Annotated in this window: 15 protein-coding genes; 5 read left to right on the top strand and 10 right to left on the bottom strand. The window is 71.4% G+C overall.

What is annotated here, in order from left to right; genetic code table 11:
• The first annotated feature begins 111 nt into the window (after positions 1–111).
• On the top strand, positions 112–1,287 hold the full coding sequence (locus tag WME83_RS05235; protein WP_437318151.1) for a trans-sulfuration enzyme family protein: 1,176 nt from the start codon (positions 112–114) through the stop codon (positions 1,285–1,287).
• Positions 1,288–1,325: 38 nt separating this feature from the next.
• Here the strand turns inward: WME83_RS05235 and WME83_RS05230 are convergent, their stop codons facing one another.
• Entirely contained in the window at positions 1,326–2,699 is a 1,374-nt protein-coding gene (locus WME83_RS05230; protein WP_437318150.1) for a pyridoxal phosphate-dependent decarboxylase family protein, read from the bottom strand.
• Positions 2,700–3,038: 339 nt separating this feature from the next.
• Between WME83_RS05230 and WME83_RS05225 the strand changes: the two genes are divergently transcribed.
• Positions 3,039–4,232, top strand: coding sequence for an L-dopachrome tautomerase-related protein (locus WME83_RS05225; protein WP_437318149.1), 1,194 nt, complete (start codon positions 3,039–3,041; stop codon positions 4,230–4,232).
• On the opposite strand, the gene WME83_RS05220 is transcribed toward WME83_RS05225, so the two are convergent.
• Positions 4,190–5,131 carry a LysR family transcriptional regulator gene (locus WME83_RS05220; RefSeq protein WP_437321965.1) on the bottom strand — a complete coding sequence of 314 codons (942 nt, stop codon included), beginning with the start codon at positions 5,129–5,131 and terminating at the stop codon, positions 4,190–4,192. The genes WME83_RS05225 and WME83_RS05220 overlap by 43 nt on opposite strands.
• A 4-nt stretch (positions 5,132–5,135) precedes the next feature.
• Complete coding sequence (locus WME83_RS05215; protein ID WP_437318148.1) at positions 5,136–6,065, bottom strand: LysR substrate-binding domain-containing protein; 930 nt, start codon at positions 6,063–6,065, stop codon at positions 5,136–5,138.
• 380 nt (positions 6,066–6,445) lie between these two features.
• Between WME83_RS05215 and WME83_RS05210 the strand changes: the two genes are divergently transcribed.
• Positions 6,446–6,727, top strand: coding sequence for a cupin domain-containing protein (locus WME83_RS05210; RefSeq protein ID WP_437318147.1), 282 nt, complete (start codon positions 6,446–6,448; stop codon positions 6,725–6,727).
• Positions 6,728–7,231: 504 nt separating this feature from the next.
• Positions 7,232–10,672, top strand: coding sequence for a protein kinase domain-containing protein (locus tag WME83_RS05205; protein ID WP_437318146.1), 3,441 nt, complete (start codon positions 7,232–7,234; stop codon positions 10,670–10,672).
• A 194-nt stretch (positions 10,673–10,866) separates the two neighbouring features.
• Here WME83_RS05205 and WME83_RS05200 read toward each other — a convergent pair whose 3' ends face one another.
• The 3 genes from WME83_RS05200 to WME83_RS05190 all read right to left on the bottom strand — a co-directional run bounded on the left by WME83_RS05200 (position 10,867) and on the right by WME83_RS05190 (position 12,659).
• A complete protein-coding gene (locus tag WME83_RS05200) occupies positions 10,867–11,385 on the bottom strand; it encodes a hypothetical protein (RefSeq protein ID WP_437318145.1) in 519 nt (172 codons plus the stop codon).
• 337 nt (positions 11,386–11,722) lie between these two features.
• Positions 11,723–12,148: an STAS/SEC14 domain-containing protein gene (locus WME83_RS05195; protein WP_437318144.1), complete on the bottom strand. Its 426-nt coding sequence runs from the start codon at positions 12,146–12,148 to the stop codon at positions 11,723–11,725.
• An 85-nt stretch (positions 12,149–12,233) separates the two neighbouring features.
• Positions 12,234–12,659 carry an STAS/SEC14 domain-containing protein gene (locus tag WME83_RS05190; RefSeq protein WP_437318143.1) on the bottom strand — a complete coding sequence of 142 codons (426 nt, stop codon included), beginning with the start codon at positions 12,657–12,659 and terminating at the stop codon, positions 12,234–12,236.
• An 840-nt stretch (positions 12,660–13,499) separates the two neighbouring features.
• On the opposite strand from WME83_RS05190, the gene WME83_RS05185 reads away from it, so the two are divergent.
• Positions 13,500–14,633 carry a substrate-binding domain-containing protein gene (locus WME83_RS05185; RefSeq protein ID WP_437318142.1) on the top strand — a complete coding sequence of 378 codons (1,134 nt, stop codon included), beginning with the start codon at positions 13,500–13,502 and terminating at the stop codon, positions 14,631–14,633.
• A gap of 383 nt (positions 14,634–15,016) precedes the next feature.
• Here the strand turns inward: WME83_RS05185 and WME83_RS05180 are convergent, their stop codons facing one another.
• The 4 genes from WME83_RS05180 to WME83_RS05165 form a co-directional block, all read right to left on the bottom strand.
• On the bottom strand, positions 15,017–15,847 hold the full coding sequence (locus tag WME83_RS05180; RefSeq protein ID WP_437318141.1) for a MetQ/NlpA family ABC transporter substrate-binding protein: 831 nt from the start codon (positions 15,845–15,847) through the stop codon (positions 15,017–15,019).
• A gap of 59 nt (positions 15,848–15,906) precedes the next feature.
• Positions 15,907–16,587, bottom strand: coding sequence for a methionine ABC transporter permease (locus WME83_RS05175; protein WP_437318140.1), 681 nt, complete (start codon positions 16,585–16,587; stop codon positions 15,907–15,909).
• Positions 16,580–17,578, bottom strand: a complete 999-nt coding sequence (locus WME83_RS05170; protein ID WP_437318139.1) for a methionine ABC transporter ATP-binding protein — start codon at positions 17,576–17,578, stop codon at positions 16,580–16,582. The genes WME83_RS05175 and WME83_RS05170 overlap by 8 nt, the downstream gene beginning before the upstream one ends.
• A gap of 227 nt (positions 17,579–17,805) precedes the next feature.
• The gene (locus tag WME83_RS05165) at positions 17,806–18,897 is read right to left on the bottom strand and encodes a hypothetical protein (RefSeq protein WP_437318138.1); all 1,092 of its coding nucleotides are present in this window, start codon (positions 18,895–18,897) and stop codon (positions 17,806–17,808) included.
• Between the last annotated feature and the right edge of the window lie 32 nt (positions 18,898–18,929).

The raw sequence follows: 18,929 nt of genomic DNA, 5'->3' as shown, positions 1-18,929 counted from the left end.
TCGAGGCGTCCGTCGCGCTCCATGGCGTTCCCCTGATGCCCGGCCCGCGCCCTTCATCTACTTGGCAGGAAGCGCCGAACGGCGATGGCCGCAAGCTCAACCGAGGTTCTGGTGAAAAGCAGCTCTAGGCTCCTCCTGACGAAGCCGGTCGCCGCAGAGAACGTGCCGGTGGTCCAGCCAATCTATCAGACCACGCTCTTCCGCATGCCGAGCTACGATGTCGCCGTCGGTTCGGAGCACGCGACGCGGCCGAGCTCTTACTACACGCGTTGGGGCAACCCGACGGTCAGCTTCCTGGAGAAGCAGCTGGCGTCGCTCGCCGAGACGGAGACCGCGATCGGCTTTCCTTCGGGCATGTCGGCGATCACGACCGTGCTGCTCGCCCTCAACGATCCTGGCGACACGCTCGCGGTGTCGACCCGCATTTACGGCGACAGCTTCAGGTTCTGCGCCGAAGAGATGCGACGCTTCGGCTACGAGGTCCGCTTCTTCGTGCCCGAGGACACGGAGCAGCTCGAGGAGCTGCTCCGACAGGGCTGCCGATCCGTGTACTTCGAGACGCTGAGCAACCCAGAGCTCATCTTGCCGGACTGCAAGCAGATTTGCCGGCTGGCCTCGCGGTATGGGGCGACGAGCATCTGCGACGCGACGTTCACCCCTCCCGGGGTCCTGGAGACGTCGACCCTGGGAGCCGATGTCGTGGTCCACAGCCTGACGAAGTACTTGAGCGGCCACTTCGCCGTCCACGGCGGCGCCGCGATGTGCTCGGACGCGCTCGCCGAGAAGATCTGGCGCAGGCAAACGCTGTATGGATCATGCATGGATCCGCACGCGGCCTGGCTCGTCTCCGAGGGTCTCAAGACGATTCATGTGCGCGTGGCGCAACAAAACGCGAGCGCCGCCCGCATCGCCGAGTTCTTGGAGGCGCATCCCCGCGTCACGTCGGTTCGCTATCCGCGCCTGCGGTCGCATCCGCAGCATGACCGGGCGCGCGAGCTCCTCGACGGCGGCGGGGGCGTCATCTCCTTCTCCGTGGCGGGCCCCGCGAGCAACATCGCGCGGCTCTTGGAGGCGCCCCGGATCATCGGGCTCTCGGTGAGCCTCGGAGGGATCTATAGCGTCATGGAGCATGCTCAATCGATGTCGCACTCGATGGTCCAAGACGCTGGTGGAGAAGCCTCACGCGGGAGCAGGCCGGCCGACGATCTCTTCCGCCTGTCGGTCGGGCTGGAAGACGCGGACGATCTGATCGCCGACCTCGCGCAAGCCCTCGCGAGGTTGAGCTGAGACTCCGCTGGATCCGTCGGCGTCGCCCTCGGGTTCGGTCAGCGAGGAGCGTCCTCCATCGAGTCGAGCACCCGCTCGATGTCTGCATGCGTCTTCCGCGGGTCGATGATGACGATCCGCACGGCCGGTTCGCCCTGGAACGTCGTGGGCACGACGAACCCCGCGCCCGAGGCGATCAGGTGGGCCGACCAGGCATCGTAGTCCGCCGCGGACCAGCCGCGGCGGCGGAACACGAGGACGCTCAACTCAGGCTCGATGAGCAGCTCCAAGAACGGCCTCGCGCGGATCGCTCCTGCCGCCTGCTGCGTCAGCGCCAGCGTCGCCTCGATCGCCGCGGAATAGGCGTCCGTCCCGTGAACGGCGAGCGAGAACCAGAGAGGGAGCCCGCGAGCGCGTCGGCTCATCTGCAGCGCGTAGTCCGCGGGGTTCCAGTCGGAGCCCTCGTTGATGGGATCCAGATAGGCCGCCGATTGGTTGTGCGCCGCCCTCGCCTGGGCCGGGTCGCGGTACAGGAGCGCACAGCAGTCGTAGGGCGCAAAGAGCCATTTGTGTGGATTGACGGTGAAGCTGTCGGCCCTCTCGATCCCGGCAAAGGCCGCTCGCTTGCTCGGCGCGGCCAGCGCCGCGAGCCCGTAGGCCCCGTCGACGTGCAGCCATGCACCCCGCTCGCGGCAGACCTGCGCGACGCCGGAGAGATCATCGAGCAGGCCCAGGTTCGTTCCTCCCGCCGATGCGACCACCGCGAAGAGCCCATCGTCCCCCTGCGCGTCGAGCGCTTCCCGGAGGGTCGTGCCGGTCATGCGGTGGCGGCCATCGACGGGAACCTCGATGAGATCGACGTCCATGATGCGCGCCGCCTGCTGGATCGACGAGTGGCCGTCGGTCGACGCCGCCAGCTTCCAGCGGGCCGGCCGTACCCCCTGGCGCCGCACGAGCGCTGCATGTCGCGCCGCGTGGAGCGCCGAGAGGGTGCCCAGCGTCCCGCCGGGCACGAAGGTGCCCCCGGCTGCCGCGGGGAAGCCGGCGAGGTCGGCGATCCAGCGCAGCGCCTCGTTTTCGGCGTAGACGGCGCCCGCAGCCTCGAGCCAGCTGGCCGCGCAGAGCCCCGCTCCGCTCACGATCAGGTCGAAGAGCACCGACGCCTCCGTCGGCGCATGGGGGATGAACGCGAAGTACCGGGGGTGATCGGCGGCGACCGTCGCCGGCGCCAGCTCGTCGACCCAGCGCCGCAGCGCCTCCTCTCCCCCGAGGCCCGCGCTCGTGATCGTCTTCCCGACCCGCTGCGCCAGCACCTTCGGCTCGACTGGGCCACCGAGCGGCCAAGCGTCCCGCTTGCGGCGCAATACGATGTCTATCACTTGACGCGCCAAGTGCTCCGATTCGTCCGTCGAGTCGTGCAAGGTTTTCGTCATTCCGATGAACAAACAGGTGAGCCCCAGCGGCGATGGGGGAGCCCGGAGGTCTTACCCATCAGGGGATGGATGCTGCATGGGATCATCCTCGAACAGGCGCCTGGTTCCGAAGGTGATCTTCGCGATGCCACGAGATGCTAGAGCGCTGCAAATCGAAATGCAAGCACCGCGCAGGATTTAGCCCCAGAGTTCCGAGCGGCAAGCCTGCGTCGTGGCCACGTGGCCCCGCGCGGGTCGAGCCATCTTCAACGAAACGCTGAAACTGTTTCCGCGCGCCGCCGCTTGTCCGCGAGGGCGCGCTCCTCAAGCATGGAGGACCACCACGACGAGGAGACAAGCATGCATCGGTTTTCCCATCTCAAGCTGAAGCTCGCGAGCGTGACCCTGGCCGCGGCCGCGGCGGCCTGCGGCGACAGCGCCAGCCCGGCGCCGCCGCCGCAGCCCACGCTCGAGGTCTACGCTCGGCTCGACGCGACCGGCGTCGGCGGCATCACCCAGATGCCCGACGGCCGGGTCATCATCGGCTTTCACCCGTTCTACGAGCCCGAGGTGCAGGTCGCGCTGCTCAACCCAGACCGGGAGTCCACCACACCGTACCCGAGCGCGGCGTGGCAAAGCTGCAAGAACGCCGACGGCAGCTGGAAATCCGACTTCGACGCCTGCCTCGACTGGGTGCTCGGCCTGCATACGGACCAGAACGGCGTCCTCTGGCTGCTCGACTCGGCCAAATCCACGGACAAGGCGGCGGGGCGCCCCGCGGACCTCGTGCCCAAGCTCGTCGGGTGGAACACCCACCAGGACAAGCTCGAGCGCGTCATCCCCATCTCGCCGGAAGCCACCCTCACCGAGTCGCAGCACAACGACTTCGTCGTGGACCTGAAGCACGGCGTGATCGTGATCGCCGATGAGGCCATCGGCGAAGGCTCGGGCGGCGTCGGCGACAAGGCGGCGCTCGTGGTGGTGGACCTCTCCACCGGCGAGAGCCGGCGCCTCTTGCAAGGCCACCCCAGCGTGATGCCTTTGAAAGAGCCCATCCGCTGGGACGTGGGTCGACCCACGAGCGGCGCCGTCGACCTGTACGTGGGCGTGGACGGCATCGCCCTCGACACGAACAGCGAGTGGCTCTACTTCGCCGCGCTCAACGCTTACAAGATGTACCGGATCCGGATGAGCGACCTCCTGGACACGTCGCTCACCGCCGCGCAGCTCGGGGCGAAGGTGGAGACCTACGCGGACAAGCCCTTCAACGGCGGCCTGGCCATCGACCAGGACGACAACCTGTACCTCACCGAGGTCGGCGAGCGCGCCGTGGGCGTCATCCCGTCCGACACCCGCAAATACGAGCGCCTGGTGAGCGACCCGGACATGGTCTGGCCGGACGGCGTCACCTACAACAGCGACGGCAGCATGTACACCGGCGCGGCGCAGCTGTCCCTCACCAGCGCGCTCCAGGCCGACGGCGTGGCCAGGAACGAGGCGCCCTACCTGGTCTATCGCTTCAAGCCCCTGGCGCCGGGGACACCGGGCTTCTGAGGCGAGAGGTCGCGGAGCTTCGCCGCGAGGAAGTCGACGAGGGCGCGCACCCGCGCCGGCACGAAACGATGGCTCGGCAGGATGGCGTTGAGCGGATAGGGCTCACCCTGCCAGCCGGGCAGCAGGCGAACCAGGCGGCCCTCGCGCAGATCGTGCACCAGATCCAGCTCGGACTTGTAGAGCAGGCCGGCGCCGGCGAGGGCCCATTGGTGGGCGATGGCCGCGTCGTCGGCGTCGCGGTCGCCGTCGACGCGCACCTCGGTCCATGCGCCGTCCTTCTCGAAACGCCAGGCCACGTGCCGCTTGTGGTTCACGTGGAAGGTCAGGCAGTTGTGCTGGGCCACGTCCTCGGGCGAGCGCGGCGGCGCGTGCCGCGCGAGGTACGCGGGGGAAGCGCAGAGCACGCGGCGCGTCGTGGAGAGCGCCCGGGCCACAAGCCGGGAATCGCTGAGCTCGCCGTAACGTAAGGCCAGGTCCACCACGTCGCGCATCACGTCCTGCACGCGATCGGTCACGGACAGGGACAAGCGCACGCCCGGATGGGCCGCCACGAACTCGTCGAGCCAGGGCAAGAGCACGCTGCGCGCGAGATCCGACGGCGCCGCCACGCGCACCGTGCCCACGAGCGAGCGGCGCTGCGACGCGAGCTGCGCCTCGCCCTCTTCCAGGAGATCGAGCGCGCGGGAGGCGTAGTCCAGGAGGATCTGGCCCTCCGGCGTCAGGCGCAGCGCGCGCGTGGACCGCTCGAACAGCCGCTCGCCCAGCTGCGTCTCCAGCCGCTTGAGCATGGCGCTGGCCGCGGCCGGCGTGACGCCCAGGACCCGCGCCGCCGCCGTCAGCGTCCCGCGGCGGGCCGTCTCCACCAGCACGCGCAGATCTTCGATGTTCTCGATGCTCACGTGGCTAGTTTCGCCCGAGGAGCGCGCCAGTCGGCTGGACTCCACGAGCGATCTCGACGGGACGTTGCAGCGCCTGCACCACGAGGGCCGCGAGGCGGGCGGTCGGGAGCTCCGGTTCCGCCGTTGCCTGGTGCAGGGCCAGGGGGAGCGCGGGCAGCGCCGGCAGCCCGGCCTCCCCGGGGCCGAGCGCGCGCACGCCGGCGGGCAGCCCGATCGGCGTGCGCACCGTGAACCCAAGCCCTGCCGCCGCCGCGGCCCAGAGCCCGCCCAGGTCCGGGCTGGTGAAGGCGAGCCGCCACGGGATGCCAGCGCGATCGAGCGCCGCCGCCCCGGCATCCCGGAACCGGCACGGCGCCTCGATGGCCAGGAGCGGCAGCGGCTCGCCCTCCGCCCCGGTCCGCGCAGGGCCCCCCGCGGCCGACCCGATCCAGCGCATCGGCAGCTCGGCCAGACGCTCGCCATGCGGCGCCCCCATCCCGTCGCCCCACAGGAGCGCGAGATCGAGCCGGCCCGACGTGACCCGCTCGAGCAGCTCCGCATTCCGCGCGACCCGCACCTCGATCCGCACCCTCGGGTGGGCGCGCGAAAACCGCCCCAGCACCCCGGAGAGCAGCACGTCACCGAAGTCCTGTTGCAGGCCGAGCCGGACCCAGCCCTCGAGATCGACGCCGCGGACCGCGGCCGCCGCCTCGTCGTTCAGCTCGAGCAGGCGGCGGGCGTACGCCAGCATCGTCTCGCCCGCCTCGGTCAGCGCGAGACCGCGCCCGGCCTTGCGAAAGAGCGGCGTGCCCGCCTGCTCCTCCAGCTTCTTGAGCTGAGCGCTCACCGCCGAGGTCGACCGGCCCACCCGGCCCGCCGCCCTGGCGAAGCTGCCCAGCTCCACCCCCGCGACGAAGCTGCGCAACACGTCGAGATCGAAGGTGACGCGTTGCATGCCAACCATCCCATTTTTCTGAACTATCCGTACCAAAGTTCCTGATTTTCAGCACGATGGTGCTCCGTCATGCTGGTGGCGTCAAGGCGAGCCGGAGCCGCCTGACAGAACACAGGGACCCACATTCCATGCGTTTCGCTCACGTCTCACCGCGGAATGGCGAGCCGCCGCTGCGCGACGGGGACCTCCCTCGCGATCTCGCCGACAACCATCGTCGCACGCGGCGTCCGGGGAGAGCGCTCCCTGGGAGCGGGCGCCGGCTCTCCCGGGCTGCGCTCGCGGTAGCGACAGCCTTGCTCTGTGTCGGCGCGGGATGCGCGCGGGACTCGGTCCTGGAGCGAGCCTCGCTCGGGACTCACGCGGTCGCGGGCGGGAAGGCCGTGACCCGCGTCGAGGTGCAGCGGCTGACGTTGCCCCCTGGGTTCGAGGCCGGGCCGCACACGCACCCCGGTCCGGTCGTCTGCTATGTGACCGAAGGGCGTATTCGGTTCCAGGTGAAAGGCCAACCGGCCAGGTACTACACGGCAGGGCAGACGATCTTCGAGCCCGCGAGCACGCCCATCGAGCGCTTCGACAACGATTCCAGCTCGGCCCCCGCGACCTTCATCGCCACCTACCTGCTGGGCGACCAGGACACGGAGTTGCTCCGCAGGCTCCAGTAGACGCGCGTGCGCTCTCTCCCTCGTGCCCTCGTGCCCCTTGCGTCCTTGCGGCTCCTGTCCTTGCAGCGTCCGTGCGCTTTCTGCATCAGACGCCCCCGGGGAGCTGCGAGCGCCGTCACCGGGACGGCCGCGCTGGTCGACGGCGGCCTCTCCATCACGCGCACCTGACCCGAGGAGGAGGCGAGGAGTGGCGTCGAGGCGAGCCCCGCCGGCCGACGTGAGGAGAGGCGGCGAGCTCTCGTGCTTCATGCAGAGGAACGTGCCCTTGCAGTTCACGGTCATCCTCCGGTCGAACACGTCGGCGTCGGTGATCGGCACGAAACCCTCGCGAGGCGCGCCGAGTCGACCGCGCAGTCGAGGCGGCCCCAGCGCTCCACGGTCGCCGCGACGAACGCCCGCGTACACATCACCAGAGAACGGAGGGCCGAGGGCGGCGCGCGGGCGCCCTGTGGTAAGCTACCGAGGCCGCGGCTCCTCGCGAGGCCGTCCCGACCGCGATCGCCCATGCTCCCCCAAGATCGCCCGATCGTCCTCGGTGGCCGCTACCGTCTGGTGAGCGAGATCGGCCGGGGCGGGGTGGGCGTGGTCTACATGGCCGACGACCTCGACGGCGGCGGCCCTGTCGCGGTGAAGGTGCTGCTCCGGGCGCCGCGGGTCGGCGCGGCGGCTGCCCGCTTCGAGCGCGAGATCCGGGCCATGAGGCGCCTCGACGCGCCCGGCTTCGTGCGCATGCTCGACGCCGGCGTCGCGCGCGAGCTCGACGATTCCCCCTTCCTGGTGATGGAGCTGCTCCGGGGCCACGATCTCGAGCAGCTCGTCACCACGCAGGGCAAGCGCTCGCCCGGCGAGGTGCAGCGCTGGCTCGGCGAGGTCGCCGGGGCGCTCGAGGTCGCCCACGCGCAGCGCCTCTTCCACCGCGATCTCAAGCCCGCGAACCTCTTCCTCGCGATCGGCGACGACGGGCAGGAGCGCGTGAAGATCCTCGACCTCGGGCTGGTCAAGGAGCTCGAGCCCGGCGCGCTCGGCGACTCGGGCGGGCTCACCGCCACCGGCACGGCCGTGGGCACGCCCTTCTACATGGCCCCCGAGCAGGCGCGCGGGCGCTCGGACCAGATCGGCCCGGCGGCGGACGTGTGGGCGATCGGGCTCATCGCCGTGCGCCTCCTGACCGGCGACATCTACTGGACCGCGAACAGCATGGCCGAGCTGATGGCGGCGCTCCTGGTCATGCGGCTCTACCCGCCGTCGATGCGCTGGCCGTGGCTCCCGCCCGCGTTCGACGCTTGGTTCCTGCGGTCGTGCGCCCGCGTTCCGGCCCGGCGCTTCCCCTCGGTCACCCAGCAGAGCCTCGCGCTGCGCGCCGCCCTCGAGGGCTACTGCGCGCCCGCCGAACCGTCCGGCGCCGAGCGGCCGTGGTCGAGCGGAGGCCGTCTGAAGGCGAGGATGCCCAGCACCGACACGATGGAGCTCGCGGGCATGGTCGAGGCCCCCCCGCGGCGTCCGCCGCGGGCTCACCCTACGGTGCTCGGCAGCTCCTCCCGCGGTTCCGGCGCCCGCTCGACCGATCCCGGCGCCCGCTCGACGGACCCCGGCGCCCGCTCGACCGATCCCGGCGCCCGCTCGACCGATCCCGGCGCCCGCTCGACCGATCCCGGCGCCTTGCCGCCGTTCAACCCGAGCGCCTCGACGCCGGCCGACCTGAACGTCTCGCCGGAGCCCGAGCGGCCACGCCACAACCTGCCGATCCAGCGCACGACGTTCGTGGGCCGCGCCCGCGAGCGCGCCGAGGTCGCCGCGCTCCTGCTCGACCCGAAGGCCGGCCTGCTCACGCTCACCGGCGTCGGCGGCACCGGCAAGACCCGGCTCGCGCTCCAGGTCGCGGAGGATCTCGTCCCGGTGTTCTCCGGCGGCGTCTGCTTCGTGCCCCTCGCGTCGCTGCGCGAGCCCGCGCTCGTGCCCTCGGCGATCGCGCAGGCGCTCTGCCTCGGCGACGGCGGCGCGCGGCCGGATCTGGAGCGCGTGGCCCAGTTCCTCCGCGACCGCCGCCTCTTGCTCGTGCTGGACAACCTCGAGCACCTGATGGCCGCGGCGCCGGTCGTCGCGCACCTCGCCGCGAGCTGCCCGCGCCTGTCGCTGCTCGTCACGAGTCGCGCGGCCCTGAACCTCTCGGGCGAGCGGCGCTACGTCGTGCCGCCCCTGGAGCTGCCGGAGCCGCGCGAGGTCACGGTCGAGGCCGCGCAGGCGAGCTCGGCGGTCAGCCTGTTCTGCCGCCGGGCCTCGGCGGTCAAGCCCGGCTTCCAGCTCGGCCCGGCCAACGTCGCCGACGTCGTGGAGATCTGCGCGCGCCTCGACGGCCTGCCACTCGCGATCGAGCTCGCCGCCTCGCGCCTGCGGGTGCTCACCCCCGCGGCGCTGCTCGCGCGCTTCGGCGACCGCGGCGCCGCCGGGCGCGCGCCGGCGAACGCGGGCTCGTTCCGCCTGCTCACGGGCGGCGCGCGCGATCTGCCCGAGCGCCAGCAGACCATGCGCGCCGCCATCGACTGGAGCTACGGCCTGCTCGAGCCGGAGGAGCAGCTCGTGTTCCGCACGCTCGCGGTGTTCCCGGGCGGCTTCTCGCTGGCCACGGCGGACGCGATGTGCGCCTTCCGCGACCCGGCGCTCGACACGCTCGGGATCCTCGAGTCCCTGGTCGACAAGAGCCTCTTGCTCCCGGTCGCGGGCGAGGAGCCCCGGTTCCAGATGCTCGCGATCCTGCGCGAGTACGGGCTCGATCGGCTCGACGAGGAGGGCGCCGCCGCGGCGTGCAACCGGCATTTGGTGGAGCTCTCGCTGGAGCTCGCCGAGCGCGCGGCCGAGGCGCTGCGCGGGCCCGAGCAGGCCGCGTGGCTCGCGGCGCTCGACCTGGAGCACGCGAACCTCCGCCTCGCCCTCGAGCTCGCGCTCGGGGGCGGCGAGGGCGACGCGGGCGTCGCGGTCCGCCTCGCCGCCGCGCTGGCGTGGTTCTGGTACATCCATGGGCACTACCAGGAGGGCCGCGCGTGGCTCGGCCGGGCGCTTGCGGGGGCCGCGGGGGTCCCGCCCGAGCACGTGGCGCCGGCGCTCCGGGGCGCGGGGACGCTCGCGCTGCTCCAGTGCGACTACCGCGAGGCGCGCGCGCTGCTCGAGCGGGGCGCGGCGCTCTACCGCGGGCTCGGCGACGAGCGGGGGCTCGCCTCGGTGATCCAGATCCTCGGCAGCGTCGCGCGCGAGCAGGGCGACTACGAGCGCGCGCTCTCGCTGCACGGCGAGAGCCTCGCGCTCGCCACGCAGCGCGGCGACACGCTCGAGGCGGCGCGCGCGCTCGGCTACACGGGGTTCGCGGCGTGGCTCTCGGGCGACGTCGCGCGGGCGGAGAGCGCGTGCCAGCTCGCGCTCACGGAGTTCCGCTGCGCCGGCGACCGCGAGGGGACCGCGAGGGCGCTGCTCTACCTCGGATGCGCGGCGTTCTACCGGGGTGAGCTCGACGAGGCGGCCCGGCTCTGCGAGGAGAGCGAGGGCCTGTCGCAGCAGGTGAAGTTCAAGGAGGGGATCGCCTGGACGAGCAACATCCTCGGGCTCGTCGCGATCGAGCGCGGCGATCTCGCGCTGGCGGGGCGGCGCCTGCGGGCGAGCCTGCGGCTGCACCGGGAGCTCGGCGACCTCTGGCGGTCCGCGAGCGTCCTGGAGGCGCTCGCGCGCGCGGCGGTGCGCGCGGGGAAGCCGTCGCGCGGCGCCCGCCTGCTGGGCGGCGCGGCGGCGCTCCGCGAGGCCATCGGCACGCCGGTGCCGCCCATCGAGCGGCCGGCGCTCGCGGCGTGCCTCGAGGCTGCGCGCTCGGCGCTGGGGGACGCCGCGCACGAGGCGCGCTTCGCCGAGGGGCGGGTCGCCGGGCTCGACGCGACGATGGCGACGGCGCTCTCCGAGTGAGCGGGCGCGCGCGCCGCATTGTAGGCTGTGCCGTCGCGCCAGAGCCCTCGGTGGTGGGATGAAGCTCGTCGCCATGTCCACGCACACGCCGGGCAGCACACCGAGTACGGCGGATCGATGACGAAGCTTGCCCTTGCACGCGGGGCAATCGATGGACGCCCGGACGTAGCCTCCGAACACGGCGTTGGTGGTGATCATCGAGACGAGGCGCTCGTTATCGACCGTTTTTTCTGGCGGGATTTCCGTGCGGATGCGGAGCGAGTGGAAGAAACGCCAACAATTTCAATCACTTCCGGCTGCTCTGTCGCCGCGCTAGGCGCCGGTTCGGCCCAACGCGGGCCCAACGCGGCCCCGTCGGCCGCCGCTTCGTCTTCTGCCGCCGAGGCAGCCGGTACGTCGGCCGATGCCGGCGTCTGGCCCGGAGGCGCGGCTCCCAGGAAGCGGCCTTCGCCCGCCGCCCCGGCCTCCGCTCCCCCCGACAGGCGAGCGCCTCTGACCGCTCGGCCCTCGCCTCGCAGCTCGGGGATCGCCTCATCAAGGGGTGCGAAGTCTCCCAAGCCGAGCTCCGCGACCTTACGTGCGGCGCGCTTGTAGTGGTGGATCTGGCTGCTCGACTTGTGCCCGGTCCGATCGGAGATCCACGTCTCGGTGCGCCCGTTCGCTAGTTTGATGGTAATGAAGGTCGCGCGAGTGTCGTGCAAGCGAATGTTCAACCTAGATTCCGTGATCTCGAACAGTTCAGGCCTGTTGATACCGGCGCAACGCAGGTGATATCGAAAGCTCTTCGCCCCATCACGACCGGGTAAGGGTAGCCCGCTTGGCCTGGAGAAAACACGCTGCTTTGGAGGACACATCGCAAAGTAGACGCGCAGCGCGCGCACGACATCGGGCGAGAGCGCCCACGCGCGCGGGTCAGAACATGATTCAGCTTATGCCGGTACTGTTCCGGATGTCGAAGTGGTTTCACATGCAGCAGGTACTGCTCGGCAAGCTGGCCAGATAGCACCCGCTCAGCGAACCCCCCCGGCAGGCGCGCCGCGGAGGGTGACGTCACGCCTGGATCCGCCGCCCGGCCCGGAGGGCTCCCCGCTGCTGGACGAGCCACGCGCGCGCTTCGGCTTCCGTCTCGAAGAACACGAGCAAGGGGAACCGCTTCGTGAGGAGGTTGATGCTCTTCACGATGAGCGTCGCCATGACGCGGATATGGAAGCCCGCGCCGAAGACCGCGATCCCGTCGAGGCGCGCCGTGCGCAGCCCGTCCAGGTACACCTTGCGCGCCGCCGGCGTGACCGTCCCGCAGCGACGCGCGTCGGCGAGCACCAGCACCTCGCGGCCGCTGTCCGTCAGGCGCTGGAAGGCGTCCACGAGCGCGCGCGCGTTGTCCTCCAGGACATCGCCGTCGGTCGCGATGACCAGGAGGCCATCGGGCTCCTCGCGGAGCTCGAAGCTCGCGCCCGCCGGACGGGGATCGCTCATGCCAGGCATGGTAGCCCATCCCCGCGACGCGCGTCCTGCGCGCCGGCGCTGCGCCGATGGGGCGCGCCTCGGCGGGCGGCGGGCGTCATGCGCCCTGCCGCTGCGTGGCCCGGAGCGCGTCTCGCTGGGCGAGCAGCCACGCGCGCGCCTCGTCCTCCGTGTCGAAGAACGCCAGCGGATAGACCTCGCCCGTGAAGAATTGCACGCTCCTCGAGGCGAGCGTCGTCACGACGCGCACGGAGAAGCTCGCCCCGAAGCTCGCGACCCCGCCGAAGCGCACGCCGCGCAGCTCTTCCGCCAGCGCGCTGCGCGCCGCCGCCGTCAGGGTCCCGACGCGGCGGGCGTCGGCGAGCACGAAGACCTCGCGACCGCTCTCCCACACGCGCCGGAACACGGCGCAGAGAGAGCGCGCGATCTCGTCCGAGATATCGCCCTCGATGGCGAAACAAAGAACGCCGTCGGCGTCCTCGCGGAGGAAAGGGCATGCGTCCTCGGAACGGGGCTCGCTCATCTCCAGCAGGCTAGCGCATCGGGCTCACGGCGAGACGAGCGCTCGTGGGGCCGGCGCGGGAGAGCGCTCGCCGGGTGACGCGCCTCACCGAGCGCCGCTCCGCGCGCTGCCGCCGAGCGCGTCGCCCGGCGCGTGAACCCCCGCTCAGCGCCGGCGTTCACCACGATCACGGCGAGGTCATCGGCGCCCGCCATGTCGACCAGCGCCGCGCCGGAGGCGACGTCGCCGGCGCGCACCACCTCGCCGTACACACCTCGCGGGAGAACCGCGCTTCGACGTGGTCGCGCATGGCGCCGTGTAGGCCAGCGGGTCGCCTGGAGGCGCGCCCACCACCGCGCGGTGGATGCTGCCGAGATCCTCCGGGTCGAGGAGGACTGCAGCTCGACGAACACCGCATCTCGCGCCCATGAACGAGGTCGGCGCGGCTCCGCCTCGGCGTCCTCGCGCTCACCTCTCGGCTGAGGAGCCGCCAGCCACGTACAAGGAACGCGATCTCCGAGGATGGATCCTGGTCCCAGAGGTTTCCACAGCAGCTTGGCGTGATCCCGCCATCCAGATTGGAAGTTTTCGCCCTGGACGCCACTTGACATGCGGCTCCTCGCTGTGATGCGATGTCCATCAGGTCGAGCAAGGACTCGATGTGACCTGTCGCGTCGCATCGCTCCGGGGGGAACAGGCACGTGATGCGCTGGCCGCTCGTCCCGCTGCCGACTCGATCGTCGTGATCGAGTGGGCCGTCTCCGGACGCCGGGCGCGCATCAGGTCTGATCTGCGCGCAAGGGTGCCGCGCGCGACCGCACGAACCACGTACGAACGAGCGACAACCTAGCAGGGGGTCTCATGACGATGATTGGGCGAAACTGGGCAGTGGCCATCGGGCTCATGCTGACGACGGCGGCATGCGGCTCGAGCGATCCGGACGCGGCGCAGACAGCCGCGCCCATCCAGCGAACGCCGCTTCCTCGGAGCGAGTTCATCCCGCTCGAGATCGAGGCGACCATCGACGAGCTCGTCGCCGAGATCAACAAGAGCTCGATCGAACCGATGCAGATCACGGTGTTGCTGAAGTCCCTCGACAACTTCTTTGCGCCGATCGCCACGGGCGCGAACCGAGCCATGGGTGAGCTCGGGGACTCCGGGAGGGCCACGGGGAACGTGCTCGCGCCTTACAGTACTGAGACAGAGCTAGAGGAATTGATGAAATTCCAGACTCAACACATCGAACGGTCGGTGGCGGAAGGCGCCGAGGGGATAGTCATCACGCCCGTCGGCGAAGGCAACGCGGCCGCGCTCGACGAGGCCATCGCGAAGGGGATCCCCGTGGTGACGCTCGACGCCGACCTGGTGAACTCGAAGCGCCAGATCTACGTCGGAATACTCAACGAGTATGCCGGGGCCGTGGCAGGGAACACCCTGCTCCCGATGCTGCCCGAGGGGCCGGGCACGGTGCTCATCCACGGCTGGGCCGACCCGATCTGGCTCGACGGTGTCCATCGAACCAACGGCGCCAGGGACGTGTTCGAGGCAGCCGGTTACCACGTTCTGGTACATCAGTCCATCTATCATGACCAAGCCATGGACGTCGAGTTGATGAGAGGCGAGATCGAGGACGCCGACCCGCCCGTCGTGGGCCTGATCGGGATGTTCATCGACTCGTATCGATGCGTGCTGGCCGCGGACGCCGCGGACGCGCCCGACCTCCCCATCGTCACCTTCGACTTCGCGCCGGAGACCGCCGATTATATGCGCCAGGGTCGCATCAAGGCCACGCACGTCCAGCGGCAGTACTACGAGGGGTACCTCGGGCCCTACATCGTCTACGGCATCAAGAGCATCGGCCTCGACGCGACCAAGGAGATCCTCGCGCCGCAGCTCGTCGAAGGCAGCCTGTTCGACCTCGGCGTCGACGTGGTCCCGTGGAAGAAGGTCGACGCCTACAACGAGTTCCTCTACGAGGTCGGCGCAGAGCAGTAGCGGCGCGCAGCTCGAGGAGGATCTGCTCCTCGCCGCGCTCGAGGTCGTCGCCGATCCTCCGGACGTGACTCCCCCGTCGGGCTTCACGCTCGTGCACGACCAGCCGTCGTCCACGAGCGACGGGCCCGTCCACGCCATGGTCTCCACGAAGGTCGTGGGCTCGAGCGAGCCTGCCGAGTACACGTTCGATGTTCCGGCGGGCGTCCCAGGACCGAGCCATCACGACGCTCGCGGTCCCACCCTTTCGGTTTTGCTGCGCTACACTTCCTCGCGCTGCAATCCGGCTTCTTTTACCTACGCGCCGCAGGGCAAGCTCTCTGGCGGGATTTCTGGCCCGCGGCTGCTGCCGGCGAGCGCGCGTCGCGCGCTCGCGCGCGGCCGCGTCAGAACGCCGGCACCACCGCGCCGCCGTAGGTCGACGCGATGAAGCGCCGCACGTCCTCGGAGTGCAGCGCCTTGATCAGCGCCTGCACCTCCGGCCGCGCCTCATCGCCCTTCCGCACGGCCAGCACGTTCGCGTACGGGTTGCCCTTGGCGGACTCGCTGCCGAGCACCTTCGCGTCGAGCTTCAGGTTCTTCTGCGCCTCGAGGAAGTAGTTGCCGTTGATGACGGCGGCGTCCACGTCCGCCAGCGTGCGCGGCTGCTGCTCGGCGTCGATCTCCCGGAGGGCGAGCTTGCGCGGGCCGTCGAGCACGTCCCTCACCGTCGCGGCGGCCCCCACCCCCTCGCGGAGGCGCAGGAGCCCGTGCTCGGCCAGGAGCTGGAGGGCCCGGCTCCCGTTGGTCGGATCGGCCGGGATCGTCACCTGCGCTCCCTCGGGCAGGTCCTCGAGGCGAGCGTGCTTGGTGGAGTACAGGGCCAGCGGCTCGAGGTGCACCGCCGCCGCGCTGGTCAGCGAGAGCTTCCGGTCGGCGCAGAAGCGCTCGAGATACGGCACGTGCTGGAAGTAATTGGCGCCGAGCTGGCCGTCCGAGAGCGCGATGTTCGGCTGGATGTAATCGGTGAACTCGACAACCTCGATCTTCACCCCTTCCCGCTCGGCCAGCGGGGCGGCCACCCGGAGGATCTCGGCGTGCGGCACGGGGGTGGCGCCGACCTTCAAGGTGCGGCCGCCGCCGGCGCCGGCCGGCTCGTCGGGCTTGTTGCAGCCGGAGAGCAGCGCCATCACGGAGAGCAGGAGAGCGGTGAGAACGATCGCAGGGGTTCGCTTCATGGTCGGTCCTCCGGAGGGCTCACGTGGCGAGGCGGCGCGGGCCACGGCCCTGGAACGGGTCAATCGCGAGCGCCGGCGCCCCGGGTGCTCGTGCGGTCGAATCGGGAGGCGAGCCGGTCGCCGAGCAGCTGGACGCCTTGGACGAGGACGAGGAGCACGACGAGACAGCCCAGCATCACGTCGGTGCGAAAGCGCATGTATCCATATTTGACGGCCAGGTCGCCGAGGCCGCCGCCGCCCACGGCGCCCGCCATGGCGCTGGTCCCGAGCAGGCTGATCACCATGAGCGCCGCGCCGCGCACGAGGGACGGCAGCGCCTCGGGCAGGAGCACCCTCAGGATCACCTGCCGGTGGGTGGAGCCCATCGCCACCGCCGCCTCCACGAGCCCGGGGTCCACCTCCCGCAGGCTCTGCTCCACGACGCGCCCGAGGAAGGGGATCGCCGCCACGACCAGCGGCACGATGGCGGCCGTGGTGCCGATGGTGGTGCCCACGAGGAGCCGCGTCAGCGGCACGATCGCCACCATGAGGATGATGAACGGCACCGAGCGCCCCACGTTCACGAGCGTGCCGAGCGCGCGGTGGAGCAGCGGCCGCTCCCAGAGCCCGCCCCGGTCGGTGATCACCAGCAGCACGCCCAGCGGGAGCCCCGCGACGAGGACCAGGATCGCGGAGACCGACGCCATGTAGAGCGTCTCCACCGTGGCCGTCCACAGCGACGCCGCGAGCTCGCTAGTCATGCGCCACGGGCTCCGGCCGATACCGCTGCTCGCGCAGGTGGTCGAGCGCCTGCTCCAGCGCGTCGGGGGCGCCGGTGAGCTCGACGAGCAGCCGGCCGACCGGGACGCCGCCCACCCGCTCCAGCGTGCCCTCGAGCAGGGCGGCGTCCACGCCGAAGCGGCGCGCCAGCACGGCGAGCACCGGCCGAGCGGCGGTGTCGCCGACGAGGGCCAGGCGAACCAGGCGACCTCCGGGGCGGACGGGCCAGGCGCCCGCGGCGAGCGGCGCATAGCACAGCGCGCTCAGGCGGGTGCCGGGATCCGCGAGCAGGTCGACGACCTTGCCCTGCTCGACCACCCGGCCCCGCTCCAGCACGGCCGCCGAGCGGCAGATCTCCTTGAGCACATCCATCTGGTGGGTGATGAGCAGGATGGTGAGCCCCAGCTGACGGTTGATGTCCCGCAAGAGGCCGAGCACCGAGCGCGTCGTCTCCGGGTCGAGGGCGGAGGTGGCCTCGTCGGACAGGAGCACGCGCGGCCGCGGCGCGAGCGCCCGGGCGATCCCCACCCGCTGCTTCTGGCCGCCGGAGAGCTGGGCCGGGTAGGCCTGCGCCTTGTCCGTGAGGTCGACGAGCGCGAGCAGCTCCTCGACCCGCGCGCGGATGCGGGCTGGCGGCCAGCCCGCGATCGCCAGCGGATAGGCGATGTTCCCCGCCACGGTCTGCGAGGAGAAGAGGTTGAAGTGCTGGAAGATCATGCCGATGCCCTGGCGGGCCTGCCGGAGCTCCCGCGGGCCGAGCGCCAGCATGTCCCGCCCGTCGACCTGCACGTCGCCCGCGGTGGGCCGCTCGAGCAGGTTGACGCAGCGGATGAGGGTGGATTTGCCCGCGCCGCTGTGCCCCAGCACCCCGAACACCTCGCCTGGGGCCACGCGCAAGGAGACGCCGTCGAGCGCGATCACCTCGCGCTTGCCCTGCCGGTACACCTTGCTGACGTCCCGCAGCTCGATCACGGCCGACGACCACCTCCACACGGCCCCGCGGCGGGCTCCGGGAACGGGGCGCCGGCGGAGAGCGACACCCGTGCCGCTCGCGCGGAAGCTGCGGGCCAGCTTATAGCGACCACGTCGCGCCGGAGCAACACGGGGGCCCGCGATTGCTGCCCACGCAGCAGCGCGGTCCCCCCGGTTCAGCGGATCGAGGAGATGCCGAGTCGCTCGGCGCCTGATCCGGGGCGGCCCTACGGCGTGCAGTAAGCGACGGTGCGGCCGCCCTGCTCGGCCGTGGCGCAGCCGGTGTAGCCCGCGGCGCGGCAGTCGAGCGCCGCCGGCTCTCCCCAGCTGCAATACCGGAGGACATCGCCGTCGCACGCCTCGTCGCTGCCGAGGTCGCACGCGCCGCCGACCAGCCCGCAGGAGGCCGCGCCGGCGAACTGCCCGCTCTGGACGAAGCCGCACCCCTGGCCGGCCGGCTCCAGCGCGGCGCAGTCGCGGCGACCCAGCTTGCCGCCCGCGCAGGTCTCGAGCACCGCGCCGTCGCACCGCTGCGAAAAGAAGGAGCACGCCTCGCCCGTGCCCACGCAGCCGAGCGCGCTGCGCTGCTCGTCGAACCCGCAGGTCTCCCCCGCGATCGAGAAGACCTGCTCCCCCTCACGGCCGTTCACGTGGACCAGGTTGTACTGGCTCGGACAGTGGACCCGCGTCAGGAAGCCGGCGGGGCTGCACTCGACGAGCACGTCCCCGTCCTCGGGATCGCACGCCGCCGGCGTGGTGGCGTAATCGCACGGCTCGGCGCCGCACCCGGCGATGAAATCGGACATGCACGAGAGCCCGGCGGCCGCGCAGTCCATCGCGGCGAGCGGCGCGCCCAGGTCGTCGCAGATCACCCAGGTATCGCCCTCGCACAGATCGGCGCCGGCCCGCTCGCCGCACCCCGCGCCGAGCTCGTCGAGGGCCGGCGTGCACGCGCGGACGCCGGCGCAGTCGGCCGCCGCGAGCTTGCAGTCCATGGCCGCGAGGCCGAGCCGCCTCGCCCCGGTGGTGGCCCAGGCCCACCGCTGATCGAGCTCGTGGCCGAGGCAGGCCTGGAGCCCCACCGGCGCGCCGCCGTCGGCGTCACATGCGTTGATCCGCAGGCACGCCTCGACGCGCGGGTCGAGCTCCGCCGGGCCCCCTCCGCCGCCGCCTTCACCCCCGCTGCCCCCTCCCCCGCCGGCGGCGCTGCTCGTGCCGCCGGGGTCGCCGCCGCCCTTGCCGTCGTCGTCGCCGCAGGCCAGGAGCGAGAGGCCCAGCAACATCATCATCACGCAACGTGAGGTGCAGATTACAGTCATGGCGTATCTTATCACGACGGCGGGCAAGGGGG

The sequence above is a fragment of the Sorangium sp. So ce385 genome, assembly GCF_051474135.1.
Taxonomy (GTDB): Bacteria; Myxococcota_A; Polyangia; order Polyangiales; family Polyangiaceae; genus Sorangium; species Sorangium cellulosum_D.
This window is presented reverse-complemented; position numbering and strand designations above follow the sequence as displayed.

Coding starts and splice junctions, on each gene's coding strand:
- WME83_RS05230 (WP_437318150.1), bottom strand. CDS start 2,699: ATGACGAAAACCTTGCACGACTCGACGGACGAATCGGAGCACTTGGCG.
- WME83_RS05225 (WP_437318149.1), top strand. CDS start 3,039: ATGCATCGGTTTTCCCATCTCAAGCTGAAGCTCGCGAGCGTGACCCTG.
- WME83_RS05215 (WP_437318148.1), bottom strand. CDS start 6,065: ATGCAACGCGTCACCTTCGATCTCGACGTGTTGCGCAGCTTCGTCGCG.
- WME83_RS05205 (WP_437318146.1), top strand. CDS start 7,232: ATGCTCCCCCAAGATCGCCCGATCGTCCTCGGTGGCCGCTACCGTCTG.
- WME83_RS05195 (WP_437318144.1), bottom strand. CDS start 12,148: ATGAGCGATCCCCGTCCGGCGGGCGCGAGCTTCGAGCTCCGCGAGGAG.
- WME83_RS05190 (WP_437318143.1), bottom strand. CDS start 12,659: ATGAGCGAGCCCCGTTCCGAGGACGCATGCCCTTTCCTCCGCGAGGAC.
- WME83_RS05185 (WP_437318142.1), top strand. CDS start 13,500: ATGACGATGATTGGGCGAAACTGGGCAGTGGCCATCGGGCTCATGCTG.
- WME83_RS05180 (WP_437318141.1), bottom strand. CDS start 15,847: ATGAAGCGAACCCCTGCGATCGTTCTCACCGCTCTCCTGCTCTCCGTG.
- WME83_RS05175 (WP_437318140.1), bottom strand. CDS start 16,587: ATGACTAGCGAGCTCGCGGCGTCGCTGTGGACGGCCACGGTGGAGACG.
- WME83_RS05165 (WP_437318138.1), bottom strand. CDS start 18,897: ATGACTGTAATCTGCACCTCACGTTGCGTGATGATGATGTTGCTGGGC.